The organism is Paenibacillus sp. FSL k6-2145 (genome assembly GCF_037976585.1).
Lineage (GTDB): Bacteria > Bacillota > Bacilli > Paenibacillales > Paenibacillaceae > Paenibacillus.
Window position 1 is genome coordinate 2,202,874 of the sequence record NZ_CP150267.1, and the last position, 15,124, is coordinate 2,217,997.

10 protein-coding genes and 3 rRNA genes are annotated in these 15,124 nt (G+C 47.7%); 12 read left to right on the forward strand and 1 reads right to left on the reverse strand.

Going from position 1 to position 15,124, the window contains the following annotated elements:
• Positions 1-79: 79 nt before the first annotated feature.
• From folB to NZ043_RS09710, 7 genes are all read left to right on the forward strand, one after another.
• On the forward strand, positions 80-442 hold the full coding sequence (folB, locus tag NZ043_RS09680; protein ID WP_062838071.1) for a dihydroneopterin aldolase: 363 nt from the start codon (positions 80-82) through the stop codon (positions 440-442).
• A gap of 9 nt (positions 443-451) precedes the next feature.
• Entirely contained in the window at positions 452-1,000 is a 549-nt protein-coding gene (gene folK / locus NZ043_RS09685) for a 2-amino-4-hydroxy-6-hydroxymethyldihydropteridine diphosphokinase (RefSeq protein WP_091039135.1), read from the forward strand.
• Positions 952-1,155: a helix-turn-helix transcriptional regulator gene (locus tag NZ043_RS09690; protein WP_026081371.1), complete on the forward strand. Its 204-nt coding sequence runs from the start codon at positions 952-954 to the stop codon at positions 1,153-1,155. The genes folK and NZ043_RS09690 overlap by 49 nt, the downstream gene beginning before the upstream one ends.
• 97 nt (positions 1,156-1,252) lie before the next feature.
• A complete protein-coding gene (gene dusB, locus NZ043_RS09695) occupies positions 1,253-2,272 on the forward strand; it encodes a tRNA dihydrouridine synthase DusB (protein ID WP_091039137.1) in 1,020 nt (339 codons plus the stop codon).
• A 246-nt stretch (positions 2,273-2,518) separates the two neighbouring features.
• The gene (gene greA, locus NZ043_RS09700; RefSeq protein WP_076216743.1) at positions 2,519-2,998 is read left to right on the forward strand and encodes a transcription elongation factor GreA; all 480 of its coding nucleotides are present in this window, start codon (positions 2,519-2,521) and stop codon (positions 2,996-2,998) included.
• Between the two features lie 116 nt (positions 2,999-3,114).
• Entirely contained in the window at positions 3,115-4,626 is a 1,512-nt protein-coding gene (gene lysS, locus NZ043_RS09705; protein WP_047844500.1) for a lysine--tRNA ligase, read from the forward strand.
• A 204-nt stretch (positions 4,627-4,830) separates the two neighbouring features.
• The gene (locus NZ043_RS09710; protein WP_091039139.1) at positions 4,831-6,168 is read left to right on the forward strand and encodes a TrkH family potassium uptake protein; all 1,338 of its coding nucleotides are present in this window, start codon (positions 4,831-4,833) and stop codon (positions 6,166-6,168) included.
• A gap of 85 nt (positions 6,169-6,253) precedes the next feature.
• Here NZ043_RS09710 and NZ043_RS09715 read toward each other — a convergent pair whose 3' ends face one another.
• Positions 6,254-6,844 carry a TetR/AcrR family transcriptional regulator gene (locus NZ043_RS09715; protein ID WP_091039141.1) on the reverse strand — a complete coding sequence of 197 codons (591 nt, stop codon included), beginning with the start codon at positions 6,842-6,844 and terminating at the stop codon, positions 6,254-6,256.
• Positions 6,845-6,931: 87 nt separating this feature from the next.
• Here NZ043_RS09715 and NZ043_RS09720 point away from each other — a divergent pair, with 87 nt between their 5' ends.
• The 5 genes from NZ043_RS09720 to guaB all read left to right on the forward strand — a co-directional run bounded on the left by NZ043_RS09720 (position 6,932) and on the right by guaB (position 14,731).
• Positions 6,932-7,483, forward strand: a complete 552-nt coding sequence (locus NZ043_RS09720) for a hypothetical protein (protein ID WP_133387500.1) — start codon at positions 6,932-6,934, stop codon at positions 7,481-7,483.
• A gap of 439 nt (positions 7,484-7,922) precedes the next feature.
• Positions 7,923-9,475, forward strand: a 16S ribosomal RNA gene (locus NZ043_RS09725).
• Positions 9,476-9,785: 310 nt separating this feature from the next.
• Positions 9,786-12,714 (forward strand): 23S ribosomal RNA (locus NZ043_RS09730).
• Positions 12,715-12,789: 75 nt separating this feature from the next.
• A 5S ribosomal RNA gene (rrf, locus tag NZ043_RS09735) occupies positions 12,790-12,906 on the forward strand.
• Together the 16S, 23S and 5S rRNA genes form the textbook arrangement of a ribosomal RNA operon.
• A gap of 367 nt (positions 12,907-13,273) precedes the next feature.
• Positions 13,274-14,731 (forward strand): IMP dehydrogenase, encoded by a 1,458-nt coding sequence (gene guaB / locus NZ043_RS09740; RefSeq protein WP_062838151.1) that lies wholly within the window; start codon positions 13,274-13,276, stop codon positions 14,729-14,731.
• The last annotated feature ends 393 nt before the right edge of the window (positions 14,732-15,124 follow it).

Sequence of the window (15,124 nt, forward strand, 5' to 3'; positions counted from 1 at the left end):
GCGTTTTTCAAAGGCAAAGCAAAAAGATATCTTTAAAATAGAGAACTATTTCAATATATATAGAGGGCAGGCGGATCGTATGGATAGAATGGTATTGCATCGTATGGAGTATTACGGATATCATGGCGTTTTTGCAGAAGAACGGAAGCTTGGGCAGCGGTACTATATTGATCTGGAGATTGATATGGATCTGAGTGAAGCTGGACGTAACGATGATCTAACCAAAACAATCAATTATGCAGAGATCCATGAGTTGGTAAAGCAGATTGTTGAAAATAAATCATTCCAGTTAATTGAAGCCTTGGGCGAACATATTGCATCTTCTTTACTAGACACTTATACTATTATCAATGCATTGACAGTCAAGGTGACGAAGCCACATCCGCCATTCGATATTCATTTTGAGGGCGTAACGGTAGAGCTTCGCCGCACAAGAAAGTGAGAACCGATCATGATTGCACATTCGACCTCTGAATCTTCAGAGGCTTATATTGCTTTAGGGGCCAATTTGGGTGACCGGGAACAGACGCTGTTTGAAGCATTGTCTTTGCTGGATGAACACCCTCATATATCCGTTCTGCGTTGTTCTGCACTATATGAGACGGAGCCTGTAGGATATGTAGATCAGCCTGCGTTTCTGAATATGGCAGTCGCTGTACAGGTGATGCTGACACCGGAGCAGTTGCTCACGGAATTACTGGATATCGAGAACCGACTTGGACGTGTTCGTGATATTCGCTGGGGACCGCGCACCGTTGATCTGGATCTGCTCTGGATGCACGGTGAGACGCGAGATACCGAATTGCTTCAATTGCCTCATCCCCGTATGGGAGAACGGGCTTTTGTACTGGTGCCACTGTCGGATATCGTACCAGAGGGCGAGATTTCAGGTTTGTATACCTTTGTACACTCATCGTTGTCTGTACTGGATGGAAAGGATGGAATACAGCTTTGGAAAACATGCAATTGGCCAATCGAATCCGGGCATTCCGGAAGCTGAAAGGTTTAACACAACATGAACTTGCGGCCGAGACCGGCATCTCGCTGGCCATTCTGGGAACCATTGAACGGGGAAACCGTAAGGTATCACAGCAAGAGCTCGATCGAATTGCTGGTGTGCTGGCAATCAGTATCGAGGAGTTGCAGGGCAACTAGAACCGTTTAGGTTTCGTCATGTTACAACAACCAAGACACCGATCGAAATTTATATCGTTGATTTATACAGAATTAAAAAAGGAGTGGAACGACTACCGTGCTTAACATTGGTGGCATTGAAATGAAAAACCAGGTCGTACTTGCGCCGATGGCTGGCGTATGTAATCCGGCTTTTCGTTTGATCGCAAAAGAATTCGGAACAGGCCTCGTATGCGCGGAGATGGTGAGTGGCAAAGCCATTGTCCATGGCAACCAGCGTACACGTGAGATGTTGTTTGTAGATGAGCGTGAGAAACCGCTGAGCCTTCAGATTTTTGGGGGAGATCGTGATTCCCTTGTAGAAGCAGCCAAAATCGTGGACCAAGAAACCAATGCAGACATCATCGACATTAACATGGGATGCCCTGTGCCAAAGGTAACGAAATGTGATGCAGGTGCACGTTGGTTGCTTGATCCGAACAAGATCTATGAGATGGTATCCGCTGTAGTAGATGCGGTTGAGAAGCCGGTGACGGTTAAGATGCGTATTGGCTGGGATAACGAGCATATCTTCGCGGTTGAGAATGCGCTCGCGGTTGAACGTGCGGGCGGACAGGCGGTAAGCGTGCACGGCCGTACGCGTGAGCAACTCTATACAGGCACGGCTGACTGGTCGCACATCAAAGATGTAAAAGAGGCTGTCTCTATTCCGGTGATCGGCAATGGTGATGTCCATACACCAGAGGATGCACGCCGTATGCTGGATGAAACGGGTTGTGACGGAGTGATGATTGGTCGTGCTGCCCTGGGTAACCCCTGGATGCTGTATCGTACCATTCAATACTTAAGCACGGGGGAATTGCTTCCTGACCCGAATGGCGAAGAGAAGATCCGTGTTGCCATCCTGCACATGGATCGCCTGATCGCACTGAAGAATGAGACGGTTGCTGTACGCGAGATGCGTAAACACCTGGCTTGGTATCTGAAAGGCTTGAAAGGATCTGCTCGCATCAAGGACGTTATTATGGAAGGTACCAAGCGTGATGAGATGGTACAGATTCTGGAGAACTTTGTGAGTCAGCTGAAAAGCGAAGGCAATTTGGAGTCAGAACCGGTAATCGCCGGAAGTGCATCGTAATTAAGACTGTAAAACGTTTACAGCTATAGAGGACGTAACATTGACTTTTCGAGATCGTTCCCCTATACTTTCACAGTATAAATTCGCCATGTGCGTTAATTAAAGGCTAGTCATCAGGAGGAATATTCTATTTCTCTGGAGAACTTCATATAGTTTTGAAGATGTATGCGGGCGGAGCTATGTAATTGGCACTGATTCCGTTGCCGTACAATCCAAATTATTCCCATGACAGGAGAATCGGTTGAGATGAGCGACAAGGAAGTTATCCTTACACCAGAGGGACTTAAGAAGCTGGAAGAAGAACTGGAAACATTGAAATCAGTGAAGCGCCGCGAAGTGGCTGAACGGATTAAGGTAGCCATCGGGTATGGAGATATCAGTGAGAACTCTGAATACGAAGATGCCAAGAACGAACAGGCTTTCATTGAAGGTCGTATTATTACTTTGGAGAAAATGCTTCGGAACGCACGCATTATTAACAGTGATGAGATTGACACCGATGTCGTGAGTGTAGGTGCAACAGTTACTGTGGAAGATTTGGAATTCGGTGATATCACAGAATATACAATTGTAGGTTCTGCTGAATCTAACCCGCTTCAGAACAAGATTTCAAACGAAAGCCCTGTTGGTAAAGCGATCCTGGGCAAGAAAAATGGTACAGTTGTTGATGTAAGTGTGCCTGCTGGCGTAATTCAATATAAAATTGTAGATATTAAAAAGCTATAGTAACGAAGCAGTTGGGCACGGTAAACAAAAGCTTCCCTAGGGAAGCTTTTTCAACATTTGAGGAAGAGTGTCCTCACGGGATGCCTGCAATGTAAATAAGGAGATGAATACAGATCATGACGGATGAAGTCTTGAATCAGGAAACCGAACTTAGCGAGCTTTTACAAATTCGCCGTGACAAATTGGACGAGCTCCGCAAATTGGGAATCGACCCTTTTGGCCAAAAATACGTACGTACCGAAGAAGCCGGCTCCATTCTGAAGAAGTATGAAGAACTGACCAAGGAAGAGCTGGAAGAGAAGCACATCGAAGTCAGTATTGCCGGACGGATTATGGCGAAGCGGGGAATGGGTAAAGCAAGCTTCGCACATATTCAGGACCTGAGCGGCAGAATCCAGATCTATGTTCGTCAGGATAGCGTGCCTGAAGACAAGTATGCGGCATTTAGCCTGCTGGACCTTGGCGATATCGTTGGGGTAACAGGCGTGATCTTTAAGACCAAAACAGGTGAAACTTCTGTCAAAGTGAAAGATCTTGAAGTGCTGTCCAAATCGCTCTATCCGCTTCCGGATAAATTCCATGGTCTCACCGACGTAGAGCTGCGTTACCGCCAGCGTTATGTTGACCTGATTATGAGCCCGGATGTACAACAAACCTTTATCGCACGTTCCAAAATCATTCAATCGATGCGCCGTTACCTGGATTCCCTTGGATATCTGGAAGTGGAAACACCTACGTTGCATACGATCGCAGGAGGAGCTGCAGCACGTCCGTTTATTACGCATCACAATGCGCTGGATATGGAACTGTACATGCGAATCGCGATTGAACTTCACCTGAAACGTCTGATTGTTGGCGGACTGGAGAAGGTATATGAGATCGGCCGTGTATATCGGAATGAAGGTATGTCCACACGTCACAATCCGGAGTTCACAATGATTGAATTGTATGAGGCATATGCCGACTACAAAGATATTATGCAATTGACAGAGAACCTGGTTGCTCATATTGCACAGGAAGTACTGGGTACGCAAGTGATCCAGTATGGAGATTATGAAGTAGATCTTACACCGCAGTGGCGCCGTGTTACGATGGTGGATGCAGTTAAGGAAGTTGTGGGCGTAGACTTCTCCGTACACATGACGGATGAGGAAGCACACAACTTGGCGAAGGAACATAAGGTTCCGGTTGAAAAACATATGACATTTGGTCATATTCTGAACGCGTTCTTTGAAGAGTTTGTGGAAGAGACGTTGATTCAGCCGACATTCATTATGGGACATCCTCTTGAAATCTCACCACTGGCGAAGAAAAATGATGTAGATCCGCGCTTCACGGATCGCTTCGAATTGTTCATCGTTGGACGCGAACATGCCAATGCCTTCACAGAGCTGAATGATCCAATCGATCAGCGTCAGCGCTTTGAAGCACAGATGCTGGAGAAAGAACATGGGAACGACGAAGCTCATGAGATGGATGACGACTTCATCCGTGCGCTCGAATATGGTATGCCACCAACAGGCGGATTGGGAATCGGGGTTGATCGTCTGATCATGCTGCTTACCAACTCCCCGTCGATTCGTGACGTACTGCTCTTCCCGCACATGCGTCCTCGTACGCAAGATTAAATAAGGAACGTAGGATACGTTCATAATAGAAGAGGAACCTGCCGTTCAGTATGATGCTGGGGCAAGTTCCTCTTTAGGTTTACATAGACGCGAAAAATAAAGTTTGTCAGAAGGCCCTTGCTCACAGCACACCATTAGGGTAATACCGCGTCTTGAATTTGTTAGATTAACCTGTTCGTATTTTTGTTAAAAGAGGTGCCCTTCATGAAGTTCAGGCTTCACTTTGCCAAATTCTTATCTCCTCCGTTAATTCTGGTCGGTGGTTTTCTGCTTATTATTGCGATTGGAACGGTGCTTCTCATGTTGCCAATCTCCAACCAAAGCGGTAAGCATTTGGCGTTTATTGACGCGCTTTTTACATCAACCTCTGCCGCATGTGTGACTGGACTTGTCGTTGTGGATGTAGGGACGACCTTTAATTTGTTTGGTCAGATCGTCATTATGGTATTAATGCAGCTTGGTGGACTCGGCTTCATGACCATGGCTACCCTCTTTGCGCTTGTATTGGGCAAGCGAATCTCACTCAAGGACAGATTGTTACTCAAAGAAGCCATTAATGCAGACAGTATGGAAGGGATAGTACGCATTATCCGCAAGGTGTTGATTTTCTCCTTTACCATTGAAGGGGTGGCTGCTGTCATACTAGCGCTGCGCTGGGCAACGGAGATGCCATTGGGTCAGGCCGTATACTATGGAATATTCCACTCTGTTTCATTATTTAATAATGGCGGATTTGATCTGTTCGGCAATAGCTTTCAATACTACACCGGAGACTGGATATTCAACCTGACTGCTTCCGTGCTCGTTATCTCTGGTGGACTAGGTTTTGTTGTATTAAATGATCTGTTTGAGTATCGCAAACGCCGTCGTCTATCCCTACAGTCGAAACTGGTGCTGTCTGTGTCGGGAGCGCTGATTGGTATAGGGGCGATTGTGTTATTTGTTTTCGAATTTACCAACGGACATACGCTGGCTTCACTCACCTGGAGCGAGAAAATCTATGCGTCTTTCTTCCAGTCTGTCTCTACACGTTCGTCTGGGACAAGCACCATCGATATTACGGAGATGAGGCAGGCTACCCAGTTTTTCTTTATCTTGCTGATGTTTATCGGGGCATCCCCGGGATCGACCGGGGGCGGGATCAAGACAACTACATTCCTGATCATGATTGGTGCAGTGTATGCCATGATTCGGGGAAATAAGGATATCGTGTTTTTCCGCCAACGTGTTCCGAAAGAATTGCTGATGAGGGCGCTGACCATTATTATGGTTTCTCTGATCATATTCATGATCGTGGTGATGCTTCTGCTGACGACAGAGGATGCGCCATTCCTTTCACTGATGTTTGAAGCTGCATCCGCAATTGGTACCGTGGGTCTTTCCGTGGGAGTGACTGATGAGTTGACTAATTGGGGAAAAATCATTATTACCTTTACCATGTTTGTAGGTCGGATTGGGCCATTAACCATCGCGTATGCCCTTCGTCCGCGCAAAGAGAAGAAACTGTATCGTCATCCGGAAGGCCGGATCATTATCGGATAAAAAGAAAAACCGTCAGACATTCAGAACTAACTCCTGTTATCGTAACGGGCCTTAGTCACAACGAATGTGCTGCGGTTTTTTTGGTTTAACGGCACAAGGCGGCAAGATGCAAAGTGAGAACATCGTCCATGAGCTGGGCATTCATCTGATCCGGTCTAAGCACGGTATGTATGCCTAAGCCATCCACCAGTGCATACAATCTCTCGATCTCCAGTTCTTTGTCCAGATCGGGTCTGGAGAGGTCGAGCTTTATCAGGTAGTTGATAACAGAACCTACAGCTTGTCTGAGTTCATCATATACGGTATTAGCAAGTTCTTTGAGTGTAGGATCGGTTTTGGATCTGGCTGTAAAAGCGTACCACACCTCCATTTCGGCCAGTTTTTCTTCTGTGTTTGGTAAGAATTCGAGCAATAGGCATTTCATATTGTCCATGGGAGAGCCGGTAAAGGACATTTTTTGGACTCGATGGGACACCCGTTCAGATACCAAATTCATGGCATATAGTAGTAGTTCGGATTGAGTAGAAAAGTAGTGACGCATTGAGCCAACCGAAACTCCAGCTTCTTCAGCGATATTTCGAACAGAGGCCTGTTCCATGCCATCTTTTCGTATAATACGCCAAGCCGCCTCTGCTACGAGCACGCGCTGTTTATCATGATCAACAATTTTAGGCATAGGTGTATTATATCACTATTGATTATTATAATACATACGTGCTAAATTATATTTAATACATTTGTATCAAAAAAAGGAGAGGCTGAAATGATTGGTTATTTCATTATAGGTTGTGAGATTGCCTTTTGGGTGTTTGTGTTCACGGGTCTGAGTGTCAGGTATCTCCTTGGCATGAAGCGGTTAGGCATCGGTTTGTTAATGGCGACGCCGATTATCGATCTGTTATTGCTTGTTGCTACAGTTATGGATCTACAGCGAGGAGCTACAGCAAGTATAATTCATGGTATAGCTGCGGTGTATATAGGAGTAAGCATTGCTTATGGTCACCAGATGATCGCTTGGGCGGATCGATATTTCCTATATTGGTTCAAGAGTGGGGAGAACCCTCGCAGCAACAAGTTATATGGTAGAGAACATGCGAGTCGTGAGCGTAGTGGATGGTTTAGACATCTATTGGCTTGGGCAATAGGCAGTGCTTTTCTATTAGCCATGATATGGTGGGTTGGAGATGCTGAACGTACAGCTGTCTTCAATAATCTGATCAAAGTGTGGGGAATGATACTCGGAATCGATTTTTTGATAAGCTTTAGTTACAGTTTATGGCCAAGAAAGGTTCCTGCTAGGAATGTTAAACATTAAAGTGAAAATGGACGTGCGTATGAACTTGCTAAGTTGGGAGAGTAACATATGTACGTCTGTATTAGATCAAACCAATTGTTAATATAGTTTCAAAAAAAGACTTGCATTCAAAATCTGTACATGGTATATTCTAATTCCGGCCAAGAAAACACGGTTTACACGGTGCGGCAAGCAAACGAAATAAGCTTCGAAAGAAACTTGAAAAAAAGAGCTTGCAAAGTTGGTTCGGATGTGATAAGATATAAAAGTTGCTGAAGAGAACGACATTCGGTAACAAGACAAGTTTGATCTTTGAAAACTGAACAACGAGTGAGTAAACATTCTGCTTGCAGAATGAATGCGAAAGTTGGAGACAAGCCTTGGCTTGGATCGACCGGAGCACAAATGAGATTTTTAATCTCGTCAGATTCAAAATGAGCTTATCGCTCTTTTCAATACTTTATTGGAGAGTTTGATCCTGGCTCAGGACGAACGCTGGCGGCATGCCTAATACATGCAAGTCGAGCGGAGTTGATAGGAAGCTTGCTTCCTTGATACTTAGCGGCGGACGGGTGAGTAACACGTAGGCAACCTGCCCTCAAGTTTGGGACAACTACCGGAAACGGTAGCTAATACCGAATAGTTGTTTTCTTCGCCTGAAGGAAACTGGAAAGACGGAGCAATCTGTCACTTGGGGATGGGCCTGCGGCGCATTAGCTAGTTGGTGGGGTAACGGCTCACCAAGGCGACGATGCGTAGCCGACCTGAGAGGGTGATCGGCCACACTGGGACTGAGACACGGCCCAGACTCCTACGGGAGGCAGCAGTAGGGAATCTTCCGCAATGGGCGAAAGCCTGACGGAGCAATGCCGCGTGAGTGATGAAGGTTTTCGGATCGTAAAGCTCTGTTGCCAGGGAAGAACGCTTGGGAGAGTAACTGCTCTCAAGGTGACGGTACCTGAGAAGAAAGCCCCGGCTAACTACGTGCCAGCAGCCGCGGTAATACGTAGGGGGCAAGCGTTGTCCGGAATTATTGGGCGTAAAGCGCGCGCAGGCGGTCATTTAAGTCTGGTGTTTAATCCCGGGGCTCAACCCCGGATCGCACTGGAAACTGGGTGACTTGAGTGCAGAAGAGGAGAGTGGAATTCCACGTGTAGCGGTGAAATGCGTAGATATGTGGAGGAACACCAGTGGCGAAGGCGACTCTCTGGGCTGTAACTGACGCTGAGGCGCGAAAGCGTGGGGAGCAAACAGGATTAGATACCCTGGTAGTCCACGCCGTAAACGATGAGTGCTAGGTGTTAGGGGTTTCGATACCCTTGGTGCCGAAGTTAACACATTAAGCACTCCGCCTGGGGAGTACGGTCGCAAGACTGAAACTCAAAGGAATTGACGGGGACCCGCACAAGCAGTGGAGTATGTGGTTTAATTCGAAGCAACGCGAAGAACCTTACCAGGTCTTGACATCTGAATGACCGGTACAGAGATGTACCTTTTCTTCGGAACATTCAAGACAGGTGGTGCATGGTTGTCGTCAGCTCGTGTCGTGAGATGTTGGGTTAAGTCCCGCAACGAGCGCAACCCTTATATTTAGTTGCCAGCACTTCGGGTGGGCACTCTAGATAGACTGCCGGTGACAAACCGGAGGAAGGTGGGGATGACGTCAAATCATCATGCCCCTTATGACCTGGGCTACACACGTACTACAATGGCCGGTACAACGGGCTGCGAAATCGCGAGATGGAGCCAATCCCAACAAAGCCGGTCTCAGTTCGGATTGCAGGCTGCAACTCGCCTGCATGAAGTCGGAATTGCTAGTAATCGCGGATCAGCATGCCGCGGTGAATACGTTCCCGGGTCTTGTACACACCGCCCGTCACACCACGAGAGTTTATAACACCCGAAGTCGGTGGGGTAACCGCAAGGAGCCAGCCGCCGAAGGTGGGATAGATGATTGGGGTGAAGTCGTAACAAGGTAGCCGTATCGGAAGGTGCGGCTGGATCACCTCCTTTCTATGGAGAATCGTTTCCTGCAACGGAAACATTCAAATAGCAGACTAGATCTGCACAAACTACTCACTCGTTGTTCGGTTTTGAGAGCTCAAACTCTCAAAACAGCTTGCTTTTGCATGGAGCTTGTTCTTTGAAAACTAGATATCGAAACGAAACAAACGCGAATTAGAACATTCCTTTTTAGCTGAACTTGTGTTAAACAAGTTTCAATAAAAACGGTAGATTGCACGTACGATGGTATCGAATGGGAGCGACTTTTGGCTTTGCGCAAGCAAAACAAGGGAAGCGAGCAGTCGAAACCGGAGCACGAGGTTAAGCTACTAAGAGCACACGGAGGATGCCTAGGCGCTAGGAGCCGATGAAGGACGTGGCGAACAACGAAACTGCCTCGGGGAGCTGTAAGCAAGCTTTGATCCGGGGGTGTCCGAATGGGGAAACCCAGCTGGGGTAATTTCCAGTTACTCATAACTGAATACATAGGTTATGTAGAGGCATACCAGGGGAACTGAAACATCTAAGTACCCTGAGGAAGAGAAAACAATAGTGATTCCGTCAGTAGCGGCGAGCGAACGCGGAGAAGCCCAAACCAGAGAGCTTGCTCTTTGGGGTTGTGGGACGTCTCACATGGAGTTACAAAGGAACCGGTTAAGCGAAGAGGTCTGGAAAGGCCCGCCAAAGAAGGTAAAAGCCCTGTAGTTGAAAGTCTGTTCCCTCCGAGACGGATCCCGAGTAGTGCGGGGCACGTGAAACCCCGTATGAATCCGGCAGGACCATCTGCCAAGGCTAAATACTTCCTAGCGACCGATAGTGAAGCAGTACCGTGAGGGAAAGGTGAAAAGCACCCCGGAAGGGGAGTGAAATAGAACCTGAAACCGTGTGCTTACAAAAAGTCAGAGCCCGTTTTAGGGGTGATGGCGTGCCTTTTGTAGAATGAACCGGCGAGTTACGTTCCCGTGCAAGGTTAAGGTGAAGAGCCGGAGCCGCAGCGAAAGCGAGTCTGAATAGGGCGAATTAGTACGTGGACGTAGACCCGAAACCGGGTGATCTACCCCTGTCCAGGGTGAAGGTGCGGTAACACGCACTGGAGGCCCGAACCCACGCATGTTGAAAAATGCGGGGATGAGGTGGGGGTAGCGGAGAAATTCCAATCGAACTCGGAGATAGCTGGTTCTCCCCGAAATAGCTTTAGGGCTAGCCTCGGAAAACAGAGTCGTGGAGGTAGAGCACTGATTGGGTGCGGGGCCCGCAAGGGTTACCAAGCTCAGTCAAACTCCGAATGCCATAGACTTACTTCCGGGAGTCAGACAGTGAGTGCTAAGATCCATTGTCAAAAGGGAAACAGCCCAGACCATCAGCTAAGGTCCCCAAGTGTGTGTTAAGTGGGAAAGGATGTGGAGTTGCACAGACAACCAGGATGTTGGCTTAGAAGCAGCCACCATTGAAAGAGTGCGTAATAGCTCACTGGTCGAGTGACTCTGCGCCGAAAATGTAACGGGGCTAAACACACCACCGAAGCTATGGCTTGATGCTTTGCATCAGGGGTAGGGGAGCGTTGTATAAGGGTTGAAGGTGTACCGTAAGGAGCGCTGGACATTATACAAGTGAGAATGCCGGTATGAGTAACGAAAAGATCAGTGAGAATCTGATCCGCCGAAAGCCTAAGGGTTCCTGAGGAAGGCTCGTCCGCTCAGGGTAAGTCGGGACCTAAGGCGAGGCCGAAAGGCGTAGTCGAAGGACAACAGGTCGAAATTCCTGTACCACCGTAAGCCGTTATGAGCAATGGGGGGACGCAGTAGGGTAGTGACGCGGACTGATGGATGTCCGTCTAAGCAGTGAGGCTGATGTGTAGGCAAATCCGCACATCATTAAGGCTGAGCTGTGATGGGGAGCGAAAATTATAGTAGCGAAGGTCATGATCTCACACTGCCAAGAAAAGCCTCTAGCCAGGTGAAGGTGCCCGTACCGCAAACCGACACAGGTAGGCGAGAAGAGTATTCTAAGGCGCGCGGAAGAACTCTCGTTAAGGAACTCGGCAAAATGACCCCGTAACTTCGGGAGAAGGGGTGCCCCGGTAGTGTGAATAGCACGAGGGGGCCGCAGTGAAAAGGCCCAAGCGACTGTTTAGCAAAAACACAGGTCTGTGCGAAGCCGTAAGGCGAAGTATACGGGCTGACGCCTGCCCGGTGCTGGAAGGTTAAGGGGAGTGGTTAGGGAGTAATCCCGAAGCTGTGAACCGAAGCCCCAGTAAACGGCGGCCGTAACTATAACGGTCCTAAGGTAGCGAAATTCCTTGTCAGGTAAATTCTGACCCGCACGAATGGCGTAACGACTTGGGCGCTGTCTCAACGAGAGATCCGGTGAAATTTTAATACCTGTGAAGATGCAGGTTACCCGCGACAAGACGGAAAGACCCCATGGAGCTTTACTGCAGCTTGATATTGAATTTGGGTACGATCTGTACAGGATAGGTGGGAGCCTTTGAAGTGGGAGCGCAAGCTTCCATGGAGGCAACGTTGGGATACCACCCTGATCGTATCTAGGTTCTAACCTGGTACCGTAATCCGGTGCGGGGACAGTGTCAGGTGGGCAGTTTGACTGGGGCGGTCGCCTCCTAAAGAGTAACGGAGGCGCCCAAAGGTTCCCTCAGAATGGTTGGAAATCATTCGAAGAGTGCAAAGGCATAAGGGAGCTTGACTGCGAGACCTACAAGTCGAGCAGGGACGAAAGTCGGGCTTAGTGATCCGGTGGTACCGCATGGAAGGGCCATCGCTCAACGGATAAAAGCTACCCTGGGGATAACAGGCTTATCTCCCCCAAGAGTCCACATCGACGGGGAGGTTTGGCACCTCGATGTCGGCTCATCGCATCCTGGGGCTGAAGTAGGTCCCAAGGGTTGGGCTGTTCGCCCATTAAAGCGGTACGCGAGCTGGGTTCAGAACGTCGTGAGACAGTTCGGTCCCTATCTGTCGTGGGCGTAGGAAATTTGAGAGGAGCTGTCCTTAGTACGAGAGGACCGGGATGGACGTACCGCTGGTGTACCAGTTGTTCCGCCAGGAGCACCGCTGGGTAGCTATGTACGGACGGGATAAACGCTGAAAGCATCTAAGCGTGAAGCCCCCCTCAAGATGAGATTTCCCAGTATGTAAGACCCCTTGAAGACGACGAGGTAGATAGGCTGGGGGTGGAAGTGCAGCAATGCATGGAGCTGACCAGTACTAATCGGTCGAGGGCTTATCCAATAGCAAGTTGTAATTCGCGTGTTTCGTTTCGAATCTAGTTTTCAGAGAACAACACTCTGAAATGTAAGCTACGCGTTTGGTGGCGATGGCGGAGGGGTTCCACACGTACCCATCCCGAACACGACCGTTAAGCCCTCTAGCGCCGATGGTACTTGGACCGCAGGGTCCTGGGAGAGTAGGACGCCGCCAAGCAAAGAACCACTGCCGATGTTATTCGGTGGTGGTTTTTATTATATAGTTTTATTATGCAGTATGGGATTAAAATACAGATTGAATTTGGTAATTTATCAGCACAATAGGTTGTATACATGTAACGTTATTCGATACGAATTGACGTTTTTTTGTGTAATAACTAGACTTGTCCGCTCTGGAAAAACAGTTGTGTTCATCAGGCAATACACCTGATATAACCAAGTACTTTTCCTTGACAGTCTAAATATCGCTTTGCTAAGATGGCAATAATAAATTTTTCAGAAAACGTATTTTCGGCGTAAAATACAGCCTGGAATCTTCGGGTTTTGGACCGTAAAGCTGAGCAAACATAAGGAGGAACACTTGCGTGTGGGAAGATAAATTTGGTAAGGAAGGCCTCACCTTTGATGATGTATTGCTAGTGCCACGGAAATCCGAGACACTGCCTAAAGAAGTAGATGTATCTATTCGTTTGAGCGATAGTGTAAAGCTAAATATTCCTTTGATTAGTGCGGGTATGGATACGGTAACTGAAGCGACATTGGCTATTGCCATTGCACGTGAAGGCGGTATCGGTATTATCCATAAAAATATGTCCGTTGAACAACAGGCAGAAGAAGTAGATCGTGTTAAGCGTTCGGAGAGTGGTGTTATTACGAATCCATTCTCACTGACGGCAGATCATCTGGTATCTGATGCAGAAGCAGTAATGGCGAAATATCGGATCTCCGGTGTACCTATTATTGAAGGAGATCAGAAGTTGGTTGGTATTTTGACCAACCGCGATTTGCGTTTTATCCATGATTACGGCATCAAAATTAGCGAAGTCATGACTCGTGAGAATCTGGTTACCGCTCCTGTAGGTACTACACTGCAAGAAGCTGAAGGTATTCTTCAGAAGCACAAGATTGAGAAACTTCCATTAGTTGATGAGACAAACACTTTGAAAGGTCTTATCACGATTAAAGATATTGAAAAAGCCATTCAATTCCCTCATGCAGCCAAAGACGCTCAAGGCCGTTTGTTGGTTGGTGCAGCGATTGGTATTTCCAAAGATACATTTGAACGTGCAGATGCTTTGGTACAAGCTGGTGTTGACCTGATTACGGTAGACTCGGCTCACGGGCACCACATCAATATCATTGAAGCTGTACGTCAGCTTCGTGAACGTTTCCCTAGCCTGACCATCGTTGCAGGTAACGTCGCTACTGGCGCAGCCACTCGTGACCTGATCGAAGCAGGGGCTTCGGTAGTCAAAGTGGGTATTGGTCCAGGTTCGATTTGTACAACACGTGTTATCGCTGGTATTGGTGTACCTCAAGTAACTGCAGTCTACGATTGTGCAACAGTGGCACGCGAATATGGAGTTCCGATTATCGCGGACGGCGGAATCAAATATTCCGGTGAAATTACGAAGGCACTGGCTGCAGGCGCACACGCGGTGATGCTGGGAAGTTTGTTTGCCGGCACAGCGGAAAGCCCGGGGGAAACTGAAATCTTCCAAGGACGTAGCTACAAAGTATACCGCGGTATGGGCTCAATGGCTGCAATGAAACAAGGTAGTAAAGATCGTTACTTCCAAGATGATGACAAGAAACTGGTTCCGGAAGGAATCGAAGGTCGTGTCGCTTACAAAGGACCATTGTCTGATACGATCCATCAACTGATTGGTGGTCTGCGTTCGGGTATGGGATACTGTGGTACAAGTAACTTGGAGCAACTTCGTAACGATACAGGCTTTATCCGAATTACAGGTGCGGGACTGCGCGAAAGTCATCCCCATGATGTACAGATTACCAAAGAAGCACCTAACTACTCGTTGTAATCTGAAGAGAGTTAATCATTTCCAGGACAGGCTCGGTGATTTTCACCGGGTCTGTCTTTTTTTGCAGATACCCCTGTGATAGAATAGAACAAGCGGTGACGATCCATGGGTGGATTAAGGCGTTGCGGCGGCTATTTGACGTGAATCTATGAATATGGTTTTGAAAAGCAAATGCAGTGCCAGAAAAGGCTGCCAGTTAAACAGAAGCGCGGACGTCCTTTTACATAAGCATTTGGATAATGCGGACTAAGTGACAATCGATAACGAACTTTGGGAGCAATAATATTGCTCGTTCGATACAGCGCATATAGCACACATCTCATACATCAACCACGCAGGTTAGGGAACAAGAAAATCGCAGTATAAGCTGCACTGAAGCAATTTACAATGCTT

Coding starts and splice junctions, on each gene's coding strand:
- folK (WP_091039135.1), top strand. CDS start 452: ATGATTGCACATTCGACCTCTGAATCTTCAGAGGCTTATATTGCTTTA.
- NZ043_RS09710 (WP_091039139.1), top strand. CDS start 4,831: ATGAAGTTCAGGCTTCACTTTGCCAAATTCTTATCTCCTCCGTTAATT.
- NZ043_RS09720 (WP_133387500.1), top strand. CDS start 6,932: ATGATTGGTTATTTCATTATAGGTTGTGAGATTGCCTTTTGGGTGTTT.
- greA (WP_076216743.1), top strand. CDS start 2,519: ATGAGCGACAAGGAAGTTATCCTTACACCAGAGGGACTTAAGAAGCTG.
- lysS (WP_047844500.1), top strand. CDS start 3,115: ATGACGGATGAAGTCTTGAATCAGGAAACCGAACTTAGCGAGCTTTTA.
- folB (WP_062838071.1), top strand. CDS start 80: ATGGATAGAATGGTATTGCATCGTATGGAGTATTACGGATATCATGGC.
- NZ043_RS09715 (WP_091039141.1), bottom strand. CDS start 6,844: ATGCCTAAAATTGTTGATCATGATAAACAGCGCGTGCTCGTAGCAGAG.